Annotated in this window: 14 protein-coding genes; 10 read left to right on the top strand and 4 right to left on the bottom strand. The window is 69.9% G+C overall.

Going from position 1 to position 17,762, the window contains the following annotated elements; all coding sequences use genetic code 11:
• Positions 1 to 91: 91 nt before the first annotated feature.
• The 3 genes from OG579_RS21480 to OG579_RS21470 are packed head-to-tail and all read left to right on the top strand — an operon-like array spanning position 92 to position 4,391.
• A complete protein-coding gene (locus OG579_RS21480; RefSeq protein ID WP_328857600.1) occupies positions 92 to 1,600 on the top strand; it encodes a condensation domain-containing protein in 1,509 nt (502 codons plus the stop codon).
• Positions 1,597 to 3,036 carry a condensation domain-containing protein gene (locus OG579_RS21475; protein ID WP_328857599.1) on the top strand — a complete coding sequence of 480 codons (1,440 nt, stop codon included), beginning with the start codon at positions 1,597 to 1,599 and terminating at the stop codon, positions 3,034 to 3,036. The genes OG579_RS21480 and OG579_RS21475 overlap by 4 nt, the downstream gene beginning before the upstream one ends.
• Complete coding sequence (locus OG579_RS21470) at positions 3,033 to 4,391, top strand: condensation domain-containing protein (protein WP_328857598.1); 1,359 nt, start codon at positions 3,033 to 3,035, stop codon at positions 4,389 to 4,391. The genes OG579_RS21475 and OG579_RS21470 overlap by 4 nt, the downstream gene beginning before the upstream one ends.
• Before the next feature lie 10 nt (positions 4,392 to 4,401).
• Here the strand turns inward: OG579_RS21470 and OG579_RS21465 are convergent, their stop codons facing one another.
• Positions 4,402 to 5,748: a hypothetical protein gene (locus OG579_RS21465; RefSeq protein ID WP_328857597.1), complete on the bottom strand. Its 1,347-nt coding sequence runs from the start codon at positions 5,746 to 5,748 to the stop codon at positions 4,402 to 4,404.
• Between the two features lie 43 nt (positions 5,749 to 5,791).
• Complete coding sequence (locus OG579_RS21460; protein ID WP_328857596.1) at positions 5,792 to 7,153, bottom strand: WS/DGAT/MGAT family O-acyltransferase; 1,362 nt, start codon at positions 7,151 to 7,153, stop codon at positions 5,792 to 5,794.
• Positions 7,154 to 7,333: 180 nt separating this feature from the next.
• Between OG579_RS21460 and OG579_RS21455 the strand changes: the two genes are divergently transcribed.
• Complete coding sequence (locus tag OG579_RS21455; RefSeq protein WP_328857595.1) at positions 7,334 to 8,638, top strand: glycosyltransferase; 1,305 nt, start codon at positions 7,334 to 7,336, stop codon at positions 8,636 to 8,638.
• A 98-nt stretch (positions 8,639 to 8,736) separates the two neighbouring features.
• Positions 8,737 to 9,639, top strand: coding sequence for a glycosyltransferase family 2 protein (locus OG579_RS21450; RefSeq protein WP_328857594.1), 903 nt, complete (start codon positions 8,737 to 8,739; stop codon positions 9,637 to 9,639).
• 32 nt (positions 9,640 to 9,671) lie between these two features.
• Here OG579_RS21450 and OG579_RS21445 read toward each other — a convergent pair whose 3' ends face one another.
• Together OG579_RS21445 and OG579_RS21440 are read right to left on the bottom strand one after the other, a co-directional pair.
• Positions 9,672 to 10,478 (bottom strand): ABC transporter permease, encoded by an 807-nt coding sequence (locus OG579_RS21445; RefSeq protein ID WP_328857593.1) that lies wholly within the window; start codon positions 10,476 to 10,478, stop codon positions 9,672 to 9,674.
• A complete protein-coding gene (locus tag OG579_RS21440) occupies positions 10,475 to 11,461 on the bottom strand; it encodes an ATP-binding cassette domain-containing protein (RefSeq protein WP_328859317.1) in 987 nt (328 codons plus the stop codon). Before OG579_RS21440 ends, OG579_RS21445 begins: the two co-directional genes overlap by 4 nt.
• Before the next feature lie 502 nt (positions 11,462 to 11,963).
• Between OG579_RS21440 and OG579_RS21435 the strand changes: the two genes are divergently transcribed.
• The 5 genes from OG579_RS21435 (at position 11,964) to OG579_RS21415 (ending at position 17,751) form a co-directional block, all read left to right on the top strand.
• The gene (locus tag OG579_RS21435) at positions 11,964 to 13,475 is read left to right on the top strand and encodes a condensation domain-containing protein (RefSeq protein ID WP_328857592.1); all 1,512 of its coding nucleotides are present in this window, start codon (positions 11,964 to 11,966) and stop codon (positions 13,473 to 13,475) included.
• A gap of 10 nt (positions 13,476 to 13,485) precedes the next feature.
• A complete protein-coding gene (locus OG579_RS21430; RefSeq protein WP_328859316.1) occupies positions 13,486 to 14,979 on the top strand; it encodes a condensation domain-containing protein in 1,494 nt (497 codons plus the stop codon).
• On the top strand, positions 14,960 to 16,345 hold the full coding sequence (locus tag OG579_RS21425; protein WP_328857591.1) for a condensation domain-containing protein: 1,386 nt from the start codon (positions 14,960 to 14,962) through the stop codon (positions 16,343 to 16,345). Before OG579_RS21430 ends, OG579_RS21425 begins: the two co-directional genes overlap by 20 nt.
• 90 nt (positions 16,346 to 16,435) lie before the next feature.
• Complete coding sequence (locus OG579_RS21420; RefSeq protein WP_328857590.1) at positions 16,436 to 17,320, top strand: sulfurtransferase; 885 nt, start codon at positions 16,436 to 16,438, stop codon at positions 17,318 to 17,320.
• Complete coding sequence (locus OG579_RS21415; protein ID WP_328857589.1) at positions 17,317 to 17,751, top strand: SufE family protein; 435 nt, start codon at positions 17,317 to 17,319, stop codon at positions 17,749 to 17,751. Before OG579_RS21420 ends, OG579_RS21415 begins: the two co-directional genes overlap by 4 nt.
• The last annotated feature ends 11 nt before the right edge of the window (positions 17,752 to 17,762 follow it).

Genomic DNA, 17,762 nt, shown 5'->3' with positions numbered 1-17,762 from the left:
GCCGGGCGAAGCGTGTCGACACGACCGTTTCGTGTTCGAGATCGACGATGTGCCCAGATCGACACGAGCATGGACAGTGAGGAGATCTCCGATGGAATACACCGAACTCGCCGATTACCCGCTCCCCGCGGGGACCGTGACCGAGTGGACCCCCTCGGCGGTCGACAGTGACTGGACCGACGACGAGCGACGCCTCTCGTACGCACATCTCGAGCACGCCCGTCGGGCGCTCGAGGTGGGTGACGACTGGTACAGCCAGTGGATCGGCACCGCCTTCCGCATCGCCCACCGTCTCGACGCCGACGCCCTGCGCACCACCCTCATCCGTTGGTTCGCGCGCCACGAGGCGTTCCGCTCGACCGTCGTGCCGCAGCCCGTGTCCGCCGAGACCGGCGTCGAGGACGAGTTCGGACGACGGATCATCGCCGCCGAGTCGGTGTCGATCTCCGTCGCCCGCGACGACCACAGCTCGAGCAGCAGCGCGGTCTACGAGCGGATCAACGAGCTGTTCAACACCACGATCACCCCGCTGCAGTGGCCGCACTGCCGGGTGCTCACCGTCGAACCCGACGACACCTCCGACTCGTTCCTCGTCATCTTCGGCGCCGATCACACCGTGATGGACGCCTACACCCAGGTGTTCGCGATCAAGGAGCTCACCAAGCTCTACGAGTCCGCTCTGCTGGGTCACGACGACGCGTTGGCGACGTTCGGCAGCTACCTCGACTTCAGCCACGCCGAACGCGCCAGCGGCGCGCGCCTCGACGCCGAGACCGTCGAGGTCACCCGGTGGGCCGACTTCCTGCGGTCACACACACCGTCGCAGCCCGACCCGATGCCGGCCTTCCCCCGTCCTCTGCCGGAGCCGGAGCCCGCGACCGGACACGCCGACCCCATCCCCCATGTCGGCAGCGTCCCCTCGACCTTCCAGGGCAGCCTGTCGACGTGGCTGCTCGACGCCGAGCAGACCCAGCGTTTCCACGCCACCTGCAAGGCACTGGGCGCCAACATGCAGGCCGGCATCTACACCGCCCTGTCGATCACCACCCATCGCTTGTCGGGTTCGGGTGAACTGCGCTTCATCAGCCCCGTGCACACCCGCACCGAGCTCCAGTGGGGCGAGGCGGCCGGATGGTTCGTCGGCCTCATCCCGGTCCACCTCAAGCCCGGTCCGGCGAGCACCTTCTCCGAGGCGATCGGTCCGGTCGCCGAGTGCGCCCGCGAGTACAAGGACCTCGGCACCGTGCCGTTCCACCCGATCGCCGATCTCGTCGGCCATCAGACCCCGCCGCAACTGGTCGTGTCCTACATCGATCTGCGCGCGGCCGAGGGCGCCGATCAGTGGGAGGCCATCGACGCGCGTGTCCTGCGCAGCGCGTGCGCACAGTCCGACGAGGTCTATTTCTGGATCAACCGGTTCGCGACCGGTACCAACCTCTCGACCCGTTTCCCGAGCGGCCACCCGGGCGCGAACGACGTGCACCGTTTCCTGCGGACGTTCACCGACGTGCTGCTCGAGGTCGTCGAGAACTCCGACACCACCTACGACACGCCCTCCCTGTCGTCGGTCGACGTGCAGTCACGAGGCAGCACGTCGTGAAGGCAGGCACCCTGCACGGGTGGGCACCGGCCCCGGGCCGGCACGTCGAGTGGCTCGTCGCCGACGAGGCGACGGCGCGTTCGAACGCCCGCATCGACGCCGTCGGGCCGTCGTTCCTGCAGCGTGACCATCTCGCGGCCGCGAAGGCCAAACGGGCCACCGGCCTCCCCCACCGCGCGACCGTCGGCACCACGACCCGCATCGACGAACCGCTCGACGCCGAGGCGATGGCCGCCGCGATCACCGATTACGTCCGCGCCCACGACGAGGTGCGCAGCTTCTTCGACGTGACCGACGACGGCGACATGATCCGCCACGTCGCCGCGCCGGAGGACATCACGATGGTGGCGACCCCCGCCGACGGAGGCGAGACCCACGCAGCGCTGACCGAACGCCTCCTGATCCGCATCGACGCCGAGGCCACCTACGACCGGGTGCCCGGCGTGATCTTCGGTGCGGTCGACGCCGGATCGTCGTTCGCGTTCTACACCATCTCCGACCACTCGCACACCGACGGATCGGCCTCGATCCAGGCGCTGTCGGAGATCTTCACGCGCTACCGCGCGCACCAGCAGGGTGTCGCCCCCGACCTCCCCCCGGCGGGCAGCCACCTCACCGACATCGTCGACGAGTACCGACGGGCGTCGCAGGTGACGCCCGACGATCCCGCGGTCGACGTGTGGCGCACGGTGCTCCGCGACCACGGCCGCACCGTCCCGCGGTGCAAGCTCGACCTGGGCCTCACCGGTCCGGACCCGGCACCGTCGACCGAGGTGATCCGGGCGATGCTCACCGCCGAACAGACCGAGGCGTGTGAACGTCGCGCCCGCGCCGCCGGCGGCTCGCTGGCCGGGTCGATGTTCGCGGCCCTGGCCCGAGGCGAATACGAGGTGACCGGCGAGGCGGACTTCTTCACCTCCACGGTCCTGTCCACCCGCGATCCGCAGTTCCCGGGGACGCAGGGCTGGCTCTGCAACTTCGCGCCGGTCGCCGTCGACGGGGCCGAACCAGACGCCGACGTCCTCGTCGTCGCCGCGTCGAACGCCTTGCGCGCCAACCGCGATCTGGTCCCGGTTCCCGCCCACGCCGTCCTCGGACTGCTCGCCGCGACCGGCGATTTCGCGCCCGACGCGACGAGTCCACAGATGGTGTCCTATCTCGATTTCCGTCGGCTCGCCGATGCCGACTCCCCCGAGATCGCCGCCGCCGGGGTGATGCCGGGGTCGGGACGCACCCGCAACGCGAATCTCTGGGTCAATCGCAACGACGAGGGGATCCACCTGTTGACCCACATCCCCGACAACCCCACGTCGATCGCGTCGGTCGAGGCCTTCCACGACCGCGCCATCGCGTTCCTCGTGGAGTACGCGGCGGGCGCGGCCCCCGCGGGCGACGCCGCAGGCGTCCCCGTCAGTGCCGCGGCGGGTGATCGGTGAAACTCACCACGTTCGACAACCTCGACATCGCCGGCGGCGCGTTGCACCGCTGGACCGTGTCGACGCGGTCGGCACCGGTCCCGCACCCGACCGGCCCCTCGGAGAACGAACGCTTCCACCTCGACGCGGTGCGCGACGGCGGACTGGGGTGGCTCGCCATCACCTTCGACATCGATTCGGCGACACTCGATCTCGCGCGTCTGCGGTCGGCGTTCGCCACGGTGGTCAACCACCACGAGGTGTTGCGCGCCCACTTCGCACTCCATCCCACCGAACCCGACGCCATCCGTCGCTTCCTGCACCCCGCAGGCAGCCTCGAGGTCTCCGACGTCGTGAGCGTCGATCACTCCGCCGCCGGCGACAACCGCGCGGCTCTGAGCGCGGCGATCATCGACGGGTGCACCGCGCTGACGCCCGGGTCACATGTGCTGGCCGCGGTGCAGGGGCACACCACGACGACGGTCATCTGCGGTTTCGACCACTGCTACGTCGACGCGCACTCCCTCGCGGTCATCGCCGAGGACGTGCTGTCGGCCTACGAGGGCGAGGCCCCGCGTTCGGCGGGGAGCTTCCTCGATCATCAGGCCGCCGCCGCCGAACTGGCGCGGCAGAGCACGGGTGACGGCACGCTCGTGGAGAAGTGGGGCCAGTTCCTCGCCTCCACCGGGTGGACGGTGCCGGAGTTCCCCATCGACCTCGGGGTGGCGCCGGGACAGTTCGCGCCGGCCCGTATCCATGTGGACACGGTGTTGACCGCCGAACAGGCCCATCGGTTCTCGGCGTTGTGCGCGTCGCGGTCCATCCGCTTCTACCCCGCGCTGCTCGCGGCGCTGGCCGTGGCCACCCGCGACCTGGGCGGACCGGACCGACTGCCGCTGGTGCTCCCCGTGCACACCCGGCGCAGCGATCTGTGGTCGCGGTCGGTCGGGTGGTTCGTGGCGAACGCGCCCATGGTCCTCGACGCCACCGGCGACATCGACACCGCCATGGCGTCGGCGACCGCGGCACTCTCGGCCGCACTGCCTCTCGCCGAGGTCGACCTCACGACGGTCTACGGCACGTTCGGGAGCCGGATGGTCAAGCCTCGACACGACGTCTTCATGGTGTCCTACATGGACTATCGGCGGTTCGACCGCCTCGAGCACCACAACGTCCACCACGTCTCCAGCGACGGCCGTGCCGACACCCTCCAGGCGTGGTTCTGGCGCGACGAGAACGGCGTGCACCTGCGTACCCGCTACCCCGACACCGGTACCGCCGCGACTGTCGTGAAGGGTCTCGTCGACGACTTGATCGCCGTGGTCACCGAACGGTTGGCCGCGGTCGGCCCGAGGATTCCCGCGACCGCCCGCTGACGCACCGGCCTCACCACGCCGAGTAGGCGAGTTCCCAGGACTCCAGTTCGGCCCGGATGTCGTCGTGCAGGGCGTCGGCGTCACCGAAGTGGTCGGGACTGATCCCGAAGAACGCGATGGTGACCGTCGACCCGTACTCCACCGCCCACGCCGCCAGCGCCGGACCCGTCATCCGACGCATCTCCGGCGTCTGGCCCTGCATCAGCGCCCGGATGGAGAACGACTCGGCGGTGACGTCGCCGATCCGCAGGGCCGACTCCGGCACGGCGCCCAGATTGGACACCGTGGTGTCGGGGCCCGGGATCGACCGCATCATCGTCGCGATGAGTCGCCGTGGGAGGAGCCGCACCACTGGTTGCAGGTTGTCGGCGGCCTGCCTGTCACCGGTGGCGGCGTAGTCGGCGAAGGCCTGCTTGCTCGCAGCGCGGATCGCCGAGAGGCCGGTCGACGCGGACGTCGGCGTCGGGACCGTGATCCACACGCCGCCCGAGGCGTTCGCACGCAGGTCCTCCTCGCCCTCCCGTGTGCTCACCGCCATGCACACACGCATGTCCCCGGTGTCGGCGGCGACACCCGCCCGGTGCGCCAGACCGCTGATCAACCCGGTGAACAGACTGTTCGACGTGCCCCCCAGCTCCCCTGCGCGAGAACGCCATCGGTCACGGTCGAGGTCGTAGAAGGCCAGCGTGGGTTCGGGAGCGTCCTCCGACGACACCGGGGTGTTCGCCGTCGGCCTCGGCGGACGTGGACGTGACGGGGATCGCCGGGAGACCAGCAGGGCCCGCGGTGTCGCGGCGAGCAACAGGCCGAGTGACCGTGCGGCGGCGCCGATCTGGACCACCGCATCGACCGCGTCGGCGCGGAGACCGCCGATCCCACGGACCGCCGACTCGGATGCGAGCGTGGTGTGCGAGGCGGACGCGGCCGCGGCATCGAGGGCTCGGTACACCCCCTGGCCATCGGAGACCATGTGCGACACCAACAGTGAGACCGCCATGCGCCCCGATCGCAGCGCGACGGCCTCGAGTTCCCAACCGCGACCACCCGCCGGGTCGAGGCGCACCGACCGCACCCGCGAGTCGAACCACCCGGCCACGTCGGCGTCGTCGATCGCCTCGCTCGACACGATCACGTCTGCGGGGCGTTCGCTGCGCACCCATCGATCGCGGGCGAACGGCACCTTGGATCGAACGACTTTGCGCGACAACGGTCCACGACACAACTCGGCGTGCAGGTCGGCGAGGGCACGTGGACCGGGTTCGTGCGGCAGCACCCAGCAGAACTGGATCGGCGCCGAGAGCCCGAAGAGCTGCTCCGCCAACAGATACGACTCGTCGTTACCGGTCACTCGATCCATCGGGATCACGGTAGTTGCTGCTGCGTAGCACCGCAGCGCGAGCTCACCAGATGCGATGTAGGACACCCCACCTGTCGAGTTCGGCCGCCAACCCCGACCGGAGCGCGGCGCCGTCGGCGAAGGCGGACTCGTCGAAGGCCGCGACGGAGATCGTCACGGTGTCACCGGCCTGCAGCAGCCAGGCCTGCAGGCCGTCGCCGAAGCGGTGGGGCCCACCCGGGTCGACACCGATCGCATCGCCGCGAAAAGCCATGCCGGTGGCCTGCATTCCCGCAAGTGTCGCAACGTCGCCGGGATAGGACCCGATGTTCGAGGTCATCACGTCGGGCATGCCGTCCCCGGAGGTGACGGCCGCCACCACCACCGACAGGGGCAGCAGCCGCAGCGCCGGCTGCAGATGCACGATCATCGCCCGCTCGCCGGCGGTCAGTGCGGAGTAAGCGTGTTTGCAGTCCTGCCGTAGCGACCCGAGATCATCTCCCGCGCGCAGGGACCCGGGCACGAGCACCGACACCCCCGCCGTCGCGTTCGCGCGGTCGTCGTCGATCCCCCGCTGATCGACCGGGATCCCCACCTTGAGGTGCTCGCCGGGTCCGGTCGGCGACGCCGATCGCAATGCTCCGGTGATCAGGGCGATGAAGAGCGTGTTCACGGTCCCGCCGTGGCGCTGTGCCACGGCGGCGAACTCGGCCGCCGGGACCGAGACGATCGCCCAGGTCGTCTGCGCCCGGGGCGACCGGTCCCGGATCGGCGTCCGGGGTCGGCGACGACGAGACGGCTCCGCACCGGTCACGGGGAGCGCGCGCCGTGATCGCCCGGTCACCGCAGTGCGGATGAGAGCGCCTGCCGCGGTCGCGATCCCCGTTCCGGCGGACACGACGCCGGCGACGGCGTCCCCCGTGTCGGCGACGACCGTTCGGGGCGACGGTCCCGGGTCGATCCCGAGGGTGTCGGGTGTGGCGCGCCCGGCCAGGGCGTCGGCGGCCGCGGTCACGAGACCCTTGCCGTCGGTGACGAGGTGCAGCGCGGTCAGCGACACCACGCAACCGCCGTCCTCGGTCGGGACCGCCCGCAGTCGATAGGTGGCACCGTGCTCGGGGTCGAGGGGGACGGTGTCGAGTTCCTCTGCGGCCCAAGCCTCGACGCCATCGTTCGCGATGGGGCGGGTGTCACAGATCACGTCGGGTACCGCAGGTGCGTGTCCCCACCGCGGACGTGCGGTCATCACCGACGCGCGGGTGACCCGCCGGTTGAGGGGACCGGCGCCCAACGCCGCGTTCACCGCGTCCAGATCGCCGCGGGACACCGCGCACGGGAACGTCCAGACCAGCTGCAACACCACCGACCATCCGAACGCCCGGTGCATGAACCAGTACGTGAAGTCCTGCCCGTGAAGACGTCTCACGCCCACCTTCCCGAGCCACTCGTCCGAGCGGCCCGTGTCGTCTGCGAACGGTAATGCCGCCGAGAGCCGCCCGCAGGACACGCCGGAGCACGAGGTCTCGCGCTGCCCTGGACGAGATCTGTGATTACCGTCGGACTCGGCGATCCGAGAGCCGGATTGCCGGGCGGGGGTGGTCGGTTCATGCAGCTCGTCCTGGCGTTCCACGGGAGTCGTGGTGACGTGCAACCGGGCGTTGCGCTGGGCAGGACGCTCGCCGACCGCGGTCATTCGGTCGTGCTGGCCGTCCCACCGAACCTCGTGGAGTTCGCCGCCCGGTCGGGGCTCGACGCCCGGGCGTGCGGACCCGACACCGGCGAACTGCTCGCCTCCGATCTCGTGGTGTCGCACAGCAGGTCGCGCAACCCGGTGCGCCGTGGTCGGGCGATCGCCGAACTGGCGTTGCAGGGCGGACTCGCCGCCCAGGCCGACCTGATGGACCTGGCTGCCGGCACCGACGCGATCGTGGGAGGCAGCGTCGGACAGGAACGGGTGCTCAACGTCTCCGAGGCGCTCGGTGTGCCCTATCTGCCGATCCACCTGTGCCCCATGCGGTCGAACCGGTCGGTCGCGCTCGTGGCGCCGTGGGGCCGACACCTCGGTCCGCGGTCCACACGTGCGTCATGGTGGCTGATCGAGCAGGCGTTGTGGTGGGCGGGCCGGGGCGGTGAGAACCGTCTGCGCGCAGAACTGGGTCTGCCGACCGCCCACGGCCCGACCGCCCGACGGATCGTGGCACAGGGGGTTCCCGAGGTCCAGGCCTACGATCCCGCGATGTTCGCCGACCTGGGACGCGAATGGGGACAACGACGCCCACTCGTCGGCTTCCTCGATCTCGACCCCGCCACCCGCGCGATGATCGGCGATGCACACGACACCGACGACCTCGACGACTGGCTCGATGCGGGGCCCGCACCGGTGTACATCGGGTTCGGCAGCATGAGCGCGGTCGATCCGCACCGACTCGCCGCCGCGGTGTTGGACGGCACGGCCGGGCACCGTGTGCTCGTCGCCACCGGGTGGAGTGATTTCCTCCGGCCCGAGTCGCTCGATCCGGATGTGCGACAACGGCTGGTCGACTCCGGAGATCGGATCAGGGTCGTGCGCACGGTCGATCACGCCACGGTGCTGCCACGCTGCGCGGTCGCGGTCCATCACGGAGGTGCGGGTTCGACCGCGGCAGCGCTGCGATCGGGACTGCCGACCGTGATCTGCTGGCTCGGCGCCGATCAACCGCTCTGGGGTCGGGCGGTGACCCGTCTCGGCGTGGGTACCGCCTTCTCCCAGGCGACGGTCTCCGCGGAGACCCTGCGGGATGCGATCGCGCGTGTGGACACCCCGTCGACCAGGGACGCGGCCGCGGCACTGCGTCGCCGCCTCGTCCCCGCCGACGCTGCCGCCAACGGTGCCGCAGCGGTGGTGGAATCGACCGTCGCACAGCATCAGTGATGGTCGCCACCTTGGGTGGCGCTCACCCGGCCGTACCAGGTCGGATCACCTAGTGTCGTGATCGGACAGCACCTTTCGTCGACCAGAGGGGACACGACGTGTCGGAGGCAGCGCATCCATCGGGGCTCGCCCTGTCGGTGGTCATCCCGACGTTCGACGAGGAGGATGTCGTCGCCGATTGCCTCGACCGCCTGGTCGCACAGATCGATCAGATCGCCGACATCGTCGTGGTGGACAACAATTCTCGGGACAAGACCGCGGACATCGTCGCGACGTACGTCGATCGCTACCCTCAGGTGCGGATGATCACCGAGTCGCGACAGGGTCTCGTGTTCGCCCGCAACGCTGGGCTCGACGCCGCCACCGGAGACGCGATCGCGCGCATCGACTCCGACACCCTGGTCGGGCCGACCTGGGCGCGCGACATCCTCGACTTCCTCGAGGCGGACACCGACCACGAGTGGGCCGCGCTGTGTGGGCGGGGCGAGGCCTACGGACTCCCGTACGGCGACGCGATGGCCGGGGTGAAGAGGCGACTGCGGTTCGTGCCCTTCACCTCTCGGCCCGACGCCTCGGCCGCCGACGTCCGACCCGTCATGGTGCTCTACGGCTCGAACATGGTGCTGCGCCGCTCCACCTGGCTGGCGGTCCGCGACGCGGTCAGCATGCGCCGCGACATCTTCGAGGACGTGGACACCGGGCTCTGCGTCGGCGAGATCGGCGGGCGCAACGCATTCCTCCCGCATCTCGGGGTGGGCGTCTCACCGCGGCGGATGGAGACCGGGGTCTTCTCGTTCGTCCGCTACATGAGCTTCCTCCCCCGCACCCTGTTCCTGCACCGCCGGTACGCGCTCGGGGTGGGCGCATGGATCCTCTACATCCCCTGGGTCACCGCGGTCCACGTGGCTCGTCTTCTGCTGATCCGCAGCTGGGATCCCGAGGCCCGCGGTTTCTCGGCACGAAACCTGCTGCGGCGCAGAGTGGATCGCGTCGTCCCCTGATCGCAGGCGACAACGCCGGCGACCATGGGGCGTCAGGCACGTCGCATGTAGACCCGGAGCGTCAACGGTGCGACGACCGCGAGAACGCACGCCGCACCGAGCAGCGACCATGCGATCTCGGCGCCGAAACGCCCGTCGGTCATCTGACGCACCGCCGACACCAGATGCGAGACGGGGTTGACGTGGGCGAAGGCCTGCATCCATCCGGGCATGGTCGTCACCGGCACGAGGGCGTTCGACATGAAGGTCAGTGGCATGAGAACCAACATCGACACCCCCTGCACGGTCGACGCCTTGTCCATCAACACCCCCATGAGGGCGAACACCCAGCTCAGCGCGAAGGCGACGACCACGACGAGCAGGCAGGCGCCGATCGTCCCGATCACGCTGGCGGGACGGTAACCCATGATCAGTCCGACGATGATCGTGATGGTCGTGCCCACGACGTACCGCACCATGTCCGACAGCAGCGACCCGGCCAACGGCGCGATCCGTGCGATCGGCAGCGAGGTGAACCGGTCGAACACCCCTTTGTCCATGTCCTCGCGCAGCTGGACCCCGGTGGTCACCGACGCGGCGAGCACCACCTGCACCAGCACGCCAGGGATCAGGATCGGGAGATAGCCGACGACGTCGCCGGCGATGGCGCCTCCGAAGATCGACGAGAACATCACGGTGAACACGATCGGCAGGATGATGACGTCGAACAGCAACTGCGGGTTGTGTTTGATGCGCAGCAGCCCCCGCGCCGCCATCGTCAACGACTGCGACACCGCGTCGGCGAGGGACACCCGCACGGCGATGGGAACGGCCACGGCGCTGGTGGTGTCGACGCTCATGCCGCGTCCTCCTCGGTGTCGATGGAATCCGGCGCGGCGGGACGGTCCGGCCGCGCGGTGAGTGCGAAGAAGACGTCGTCGAGACTGGGACGGGCGACCGACATCTCGGCCACCTCGACCCCGGCGGCGCTCAGCGCCACGAGGATGGTGCCGACCAGGGCGGTGTCGTCGATCGGGACCGACAGGGTCATCACACGGTTGCCGGAGCCCCGGCCCGGCTGCGCCTCGCCCGCGGTCACGATGGTCGACGTGTGCCGACCGATCACCCCGGCCGCCACCGCGTGGTCCCCCGGATCGGTGAGGGTCAGCAGCAGGCTCGACGAACCGACCGAGGACTTCAGTTCGTCGGCGGTTCCCTCGGCGACCATCGTCCCCCGGTCGATGACCGCGATCCGGTCGGCCAGCTGGTCGGCCTCCTCGAGATACTGCGTCGTCAGCAGGACGGTCGCGCCGTCGTCGACGAGCGACCGGACCGTCTCCCACATCTGCACGCGGGTACGCGGATCGAGCCCGGTGGTCGGTTCGTCGAGGAAGATCAACGGTGGACGCGACACCAGGCTGGCCGCGAGATCGAGTCGGCGTCGCATGCCACCGGAGAAGGTCTTCACGATGGTCGAGGCCGACTCGGTCAACGCGAAGGACTCGAGCAGTTCGGCAGAACGCACCCTGGCGTCGGCCCGTGAGCGACCCAGGAGGCGGGCGAAGATCATCAGGTTCTCCATGGCGGTGAGATCCTCGTCCACCGAGGCGTATTGACCCGTGAGACCGATCAACGAACGGACCTCGGTCGCGTGCGCGACCACGTCGTGACCGAATATCCGCGCCGAGCCGACGTCGGGACGGAGCAGTGTCGCGAGCATCCGGACCAACGTCGTCTTGCCGGCACCGTTCGGACCGAGCACCGCGTACACCGATCCGGGCGGGACCGTGAGATCGACACCGGAGACGGCCACCTTGCCGCCGAAACGCTTTCCCAGTCCCATCGTCTCGATGGCTGCGACATCGACATCGCTCACGATGTCCCCTCCCTGTCCACGTCGACGAGCCCGCGGGTTCGGTCGACCTCCGGTGGCGTGTTGGTGGGAGTCTATCCAGGGCACGGCATCCGTCGACGGCCTCCGCAGCGGGCACCGATCGCGCGGGCGCGTCAAAACCGCAGTGATCGAATCGATTTCACGGCCGTGTAACACCCCGGACATATATGGTACGTGCGTACCGCCCATCCGAGATCTCAAATACCCCTGCGATGCTGGGCTTTTGGCGAGCAGTGCACCTCTCGGCGTGGTGCCCGTCATCACGACCGCGGCCAGTGAGCAAGCACACTGGTTACTCGAGTGAACAATCTCCGCGGGCCGCCCTAGACTTGCCCCATCGACTCCCCGGGTCGCCCGCAGCGGCACCACGGGGCCCTTTCGCCCGACGACGCGCGAGTGTGTCGAACCAACCCCCGCCCACGTCGCACATCGCGAATACCGAGAGGTGACAGTGGAATTCACCGAACTGGCCGACTACCCCCTCCCCGCGGGTGAGGTGACCGAGTGGATCCCGCGACTGATCGGCCGCGAGTGCGCCGACCGCACCTGGAGCGACGATCCGAGGCCGCTCAGCTATCTCCACGAGGAGTACTGCACCCGCGGCAGCATCGCCCGCAGCGCGCGCAGCGACGACGAGGGCCACCCCGGGTCGTGGCTCGGAGCGGTGTTCGTCGTCCCCCACCGCCACGATCGGGCCGCACTGGGACGGGCGCTGACGACCTGGATGCGCACCCACGAGGTGTTCCGCACGACGGTGGAACGGTCTCTCGACGACGACGGCCCGGTATTGCGTCGACGTGGCACCGACCTCGATGTCGAGGTGACCGAGACGTCCGTCGGCACGCTGTCCAGCGGCACCGAGGTCCACCACCACCTGCTCGGACGGTTCGAGACGTTGTCGCCGCTGCACTGGCCGCACTGCGTTCTCGCGACCATCACCCCCGCCGACGCCGACACCGGCGCCGACCATCTCGACGACCTCCCCGAGATCGGTGACGACGAGTTCCTCCTGGTGTTCGGCGCTGACCACTCGGTGATGGACGCCTACTCGATGTTGTTGGCGATCGGTGAGATCCAGGGACTGTATGCCGCCGAACTGGCCGGGACGCCGAAGCGGCCCGCCGAGGTCGGAAGTCACGTCGACTTCAGCGAGCAGGACCGCAGACGTGGTGAGGATCTCCACGATCGACACGACGCCGTACGGACGTGGGAGGCGTTCCTGTCGCGCGAGGGCAACCGGTTCCCGGGCTTCCCGTTGCCGGTGACCGACGACCCCGTCACCGCATGCGCCCCCACCCGGCGTCGGAATCAGAGCGGGATGTCGTCGTGGGTGCTGTCGGCGGAGCAAGCCGACGACATCAACCGGTGGGCGCGCGCATCCGGCCACTCGATGCAGACCGCGGTGATGGCGGCGCTCGCGGTGGCCGTGCGCTCGCTGTCGGGTCAGGAGTCGATCCGGTTCGCCATGCCCATGCACACCCGCAGCGACACCCGGTACTCGTCGTCGATCGGATGGTTCGTCGGCGTCGTCCCGATCGAGATCGACCTCGCCGGCGCGCAGACACTGGAGGAATGCCTCGCGACCACCGGAGCCGCCATCGCCGACCGCAAGTCGTTGGCGCAGTTCCCGTTCCCCCGCGTCGCCGAGATCACCGGCATCGACGCGACGCCCCGGTTCGTCGTGTCCTACATCGACGCGAGGTACGTCCCGGAATCGTCGCACTGGTCGCGGTGGGGGGCACGCACACTCCGGGGGTCCGCGGACTCCGACGACGAGGTGTACCTGTGGATCGTCCGCTCTCCCAAGGGCATCTCGGTGTCGGCGCGGTTCCCCGGCAACCGGGTGGCGACGGAGAGCGTGCACGGCTTCCTGCACCGACTCAACGCCGTGCTCGCACTTCCCGTCGGACGCCGTGCCCGCCACGACACCGTCGGTGCCACCGACGTCTCGGCCGCGGGGTGATGACCCGGTGATGATCGACATGCTCGCCCACTGGAACCCCGGGCGAGGGACGGTGATGGAGGTGCTCGCCACCGAGGAATCGCGCGCGGCTGCCGCTGCCGCGCAGGCACATCCGGCGCCGGCGTCGTTCCTGCAGGAGAACCATCTGCGCGGGACACGTGCCGCCGCCGACCGCGGCGACCGGCACTGCGCCTACCTCACGGCCACCACCGAGGTCGACGGCGACTTCGACGCAGCAGCCCTCGTCGGTGCGCTGCGGCGCTTCACCACCCGCCACGACGGGCTGCGATGCTGGTTCGACATCTCCGACGGTGTGGTCACCCGCCATCTCGTCGATGCGGACGACGTCGACTTCCGTGTCGAGCGTGTGGGCGAGGTCGACGACTACGGATACCTGACCGGGGCGGTGGACTCGAACCGCTTCCGCGACCACGTGACCGCCCGGTTCGCGCGCGAGGCGAACGCCCTGCACTGGCCCGGATTCTCCGTCGGGGTCGTCGTGCGACCACACGATTTCACGGTGTACATCGGGTGCGACCACGCCCTGAGCGACGGTGTGTCGCAGGCGTTGGCGCTGGCCGAGGTGGCCGACCTCTACTACTCCGAACGCGACGGGACCGACGTCGGCCCGTTCACCGACGCCCCGACCGGATCGGCGCTCGCGTATGCCGTCGCCGAGCGGGAACGTGCCGCACGGTTCACACCCGAGTCCCCCGAGGTGCAGGCGTGGTGTTCGGCGGCCGCGCCCACCGGAGGCGGGATGCCCCGGTTCCCCATCGATCTCGGCCTGGCCGACGGGGAGAGCGCACCGGTGAAGCCCGTGAAGTTCGACGTCCTCGACGCGGCCGGTGCCGCCGAGTTCGAGGCGATCTGCCGTGCACACGGGGCGCGGATGATCGGCGGCATCACCGCGGTGCTCGCGATCGTCGATCGCGAACTCGCCGGGGTCGACGACTACTTCACGATCACCGCCCTCGCCGACCGCGCCCTCGCCGACGTCACACTGACCCAGGGCTGGTTCTGCCGATTCGCACCCGTCGCCTTCGGCGTCGACACCGCGCGGACCTTCACCGACCTCGTCGGCACGGCACAGTCCGCCTGCGAACGCGGCGCCGCGTGCTCCGAGGTCCCGGTGCCGACGGTGATCGGTGCACTGCTCGCCGCCGGGACCGCACCCGAACGGGTTCTCGTCACGCCACAGCTGTTGTCCTACATCGACTTCCGTCGGTTCCCGATGGCGGGCACACCGGCCTACGACCGCGGGATGCAATCGACCGGGGAGGGTCGGACGGCGAATGCCTCGATGTGGTTCAACCGTGACGATCGCAGCCTCTACCTGGGATCACAGATCCCCGACACGCCGCGCGCGGCGACGGTGCTCGCCGCCCACCACCGCCGCATCCGGGAGATCTTCGCCGACATCGTGTCGACCGGCGACCACGTGATCGGCGCCGTCGGCGACGCCGGTGTGAAGAGGTCGTCGCTTGCGCGTCACCACGATTGACCGATTCGCGCCGGCTCCGGGCACCGTCGTGCAGTGGGCGGTCGACGCGAGCGCGAGCACCGGTGTGGCGTCGGCGATCCCACCGTCGTTCAACCAGAGCCACCACCTGGCCTCCGCGGCCGCCGATCCGGCCGGGGAGAGCACCTGGCTCGCGGCCTCCTTCGACGTCGACGGGCCCGTGGACCTCAAGGCGATCGAGCGCGCCTTCCTCGCCCTCATCGCCCGCCACGGCACCCTGCACAGCGGATTCGTCCGCGACGGCGGACGTGTCGTCCGGCATCTGCACGATCCCGCGGCGCTACGGGTGATCGTCACGCCACCGAGAACGCTGACCACCGTGTCGGCGGTGCGCGATGCCCTGCGGGGGGGACTGCGCCACGCATGCACACCGTTCGGCGGGCCCGGTTGCCACCTCGCGACCATCGACCGCGCCGATCGCTCGACGATCCTCTGCGGCTTCGATCACGCGCACGTCGACGCCTACTCGATGGCCATCGTCGTCGACGACCTGGCGCGTCTCTACGGGGGGTACCGCGCCGAACCGGGTGCGTTCGACCCCCGCGTCCTGCCGCCGGCGGCCAGCTTCGTCGACTACTGCGCCGAGGAGGCCGGCGACGACCGCGACTTCTCCCGACATCCCGGAATGGATCGCTGGGTCGAGTTCTTCGCCCGCCACGACCGCCGGCCACCGGAGTTCCCGCTCGACCTCGGACTCGCGCCGGGTGCACGGGCGCGCCAGGCGGTGGATGTCCGCACGCTCCTCGGGCCGCGCGACACCGCCACCTTCGCCGCGTCGTGCGCGGAGTCAGGGTCGAGCGTCTACGCCGGGATCCTGTCCGCCATGGCCCATGCGGTGCACGATCTCGGTGGCGGCTCCGAGATGCCCGTGCTGTTCCCGATGCACACCCGGCGATCCCGCCGGTGGGAGAACGCGATGGGCTGGTTCACGACCAACGCCCCGGTCACGATCACCGTCGAGACCGACCTGCCCGCGACGATCGCCCGGGCCGGGCCGGCGGTCCGCGAGGCCGTCGCGCTCGGGGAGATCCCGATCCCCCGGGTGCTCGAGACGATCGGCGGTCTCCGGGCCGGTCGGACCGACATCTTCATGGTCTCCTACGTCGACTACCGCCGGCTGCCCGGCGCCCACGCGCACGATCTCCTCGACGCCCACCACATCTCCAACGTGACCTCGGCCGACGACGCGCAGTTCTGGATCTCGCGCACCGAGAGCGGACTCGCCCTGCGCACCCGCTACCCCGACACCGCGGTCGCCCGGGCGACGATGGACGCGTTCCTCGGCGGCGTGGGTCGACATGCCGCGGCGGAAACCCTGCGACAGAGCACAGCCAACCGGGCGACATGACTCGCGGGCGTGTGACGTCCGACGAGGGTGACCACTAGGCTCGGTGGGCAAGCAGCGCTCGATCATCTTCTAGACCGCGGGAGCCTCGCAGTGACAGTCCCCACCGATCCCCATCCCGGCTTCGCCGCCTACGCCCATCCCGAGCGGCTGGTGAGCACCGAATGGCTCAGCGCCCACATCGGCACCGAGGGCCTCAAGGTGGTGGAGTCCGACGAAGACGTGTTGCTCTACGACATCGGCCACATCCCCACCGCGCAGAAGATCGACTGGCACCTGCACCTCAACGATCCGGTCACACGCGACTACATCGACGGTGAGCAGTTCGCCGAGCTCATGCGCAGCAAGGGAATCCGTCGCGACGACACGATCGTCGTCTACGGCGACAAGAGCAACTGGTGGGCGGCCTACGCCCTGTGGGTGTTCACGCTGTTCGGCCACGCCGACGTGCGCCTGCTCGACGGGGGCCGCCAGGCCTGGTTCGCCGAGGACCGCGAGACCAGCTTCGACGTCCCCGACCTGCCCCGGTCGGACTACCCCGTCGTCGAGCGGGACGACACCACCATCCGTGCGTTCGCCGATCAGGTGCGCGACGTGCTGGGCACCGAACCGCTGATCGACGTGCGGTCGCCGCAGGAGTACACCGGCGAACGCACCCACATGCCGGAGTACCCGCAGGAGGGCGCGCTCCGCGGTGGCCACATCCCGACGGCGGTGTCGATCCCCTGGGCCAAGGCCGCCGCACCCGACGGGCGGTTCCGCGGTCGCGCCGAACTCGAGGAGATCTACGGCGAGTTCGCGCCCGACCAGCCGACCATCGCCTACTGCCGCATCGGCGAACGCTCGTCGCACACCTGGTTCGTGCTCACCCATCTGCTCGGTTTCACCCGCGTCCGCAACTACGACGGTTCCTGGACGGAGTGGGGCAACGCGGTCCGGGCGCCGATCGTGACCGGCCCCGAACCCGGCACCCGGTGACGCTGCCCGCCGCGCTCGCCGAGATCGTCGACGATTTCGGCGCGCTCGTCGAGTCCGATCGCGTCACCCTGCTGCTGGAGTTCGCGAACGAGTTGCCGGCCCTGCCCGAGCACCTGCAGACCGAGGCGATGGAACCGGTCCCGGAGTGCCAGTCGCCGGTCTACCTGTCCGTCGACGCGTCCGACGCCACCGCGGTGCGGCTGTACTTCAGCGCGCCGCGCGAGGCGCCGACCACCCGCGGGTTCGCGTCGATCCTGCACCAGGGACTCGACGGCGCGACCGCGTCGGACATCGTCGCGGTCCCCGGCGACTTCTACACCGACCTCCATCTCGACACCGTCGTGAGCCCGCTGCGTCTGCGCGGGATGGCCGGGATGCTGGCGCGCATCAAGAGCCAGGTCGCCGCACAGACCGCGACCGACCCCGCCTAGGTCCCGGAGCG

It is taken from the genome of Williamsia herbipolensis (genome assembly GCF_036153515.1).
GTDB classification, from domain to species: domain Bacteria; phylum Actinomycetota; class Actinomycetes; order Mycobacteriales; family Mycobacteriaceae; genus Williamsia_A; species Williamsia_A herbipolensis.
This window is presented reverse-complemented; position numbering and strand designations above follow the sequence as displayed.

Coding starts and splice junctions, on each gene's coding strand:
- OG579_RS21480 (WP_328857600.1), top strand. CDS start 92: ATGGAATACACCGAACTCGCCGATTACCCGCTCCCCGCGGGGACCGTG.
- OG579_RS21465 (WP_328857597.1), bottom strand. CDS start 5,748: ATGGATCGAGTGACCGGTAACGACGAGTCGTATCTGTTGGCGGAGCAG.
- OG579_RS21455 (WP_328857595.1), top strand. CDS start 7,334: ATGCAGCTCGTCCTGGCGTTCCACGGGAGTCGTGGTGACGTGCAACCG.
- OG579_RS21445 (WP_328857593.1), bottom strand. CDS start 10,478: ATGAGCGTCGACACCACCAGCGCCGTGGCCGTTCCCATCGCCGTGCGG.
- OG579_RS21440 (WP_328859317.1), bottom strand. CDS start 11,461: ATGGGACTGGGAAAGCGTTTCGGCGGCAAGGTGGCCGTCTCCGGTGTC.
- OG579_RS21430 (WP_328859316.1), top strand. CDS start 13,486: ATGATCGACATGCTCGCCCACTGGAACCCCGGGCGAGGGACGGTGATG.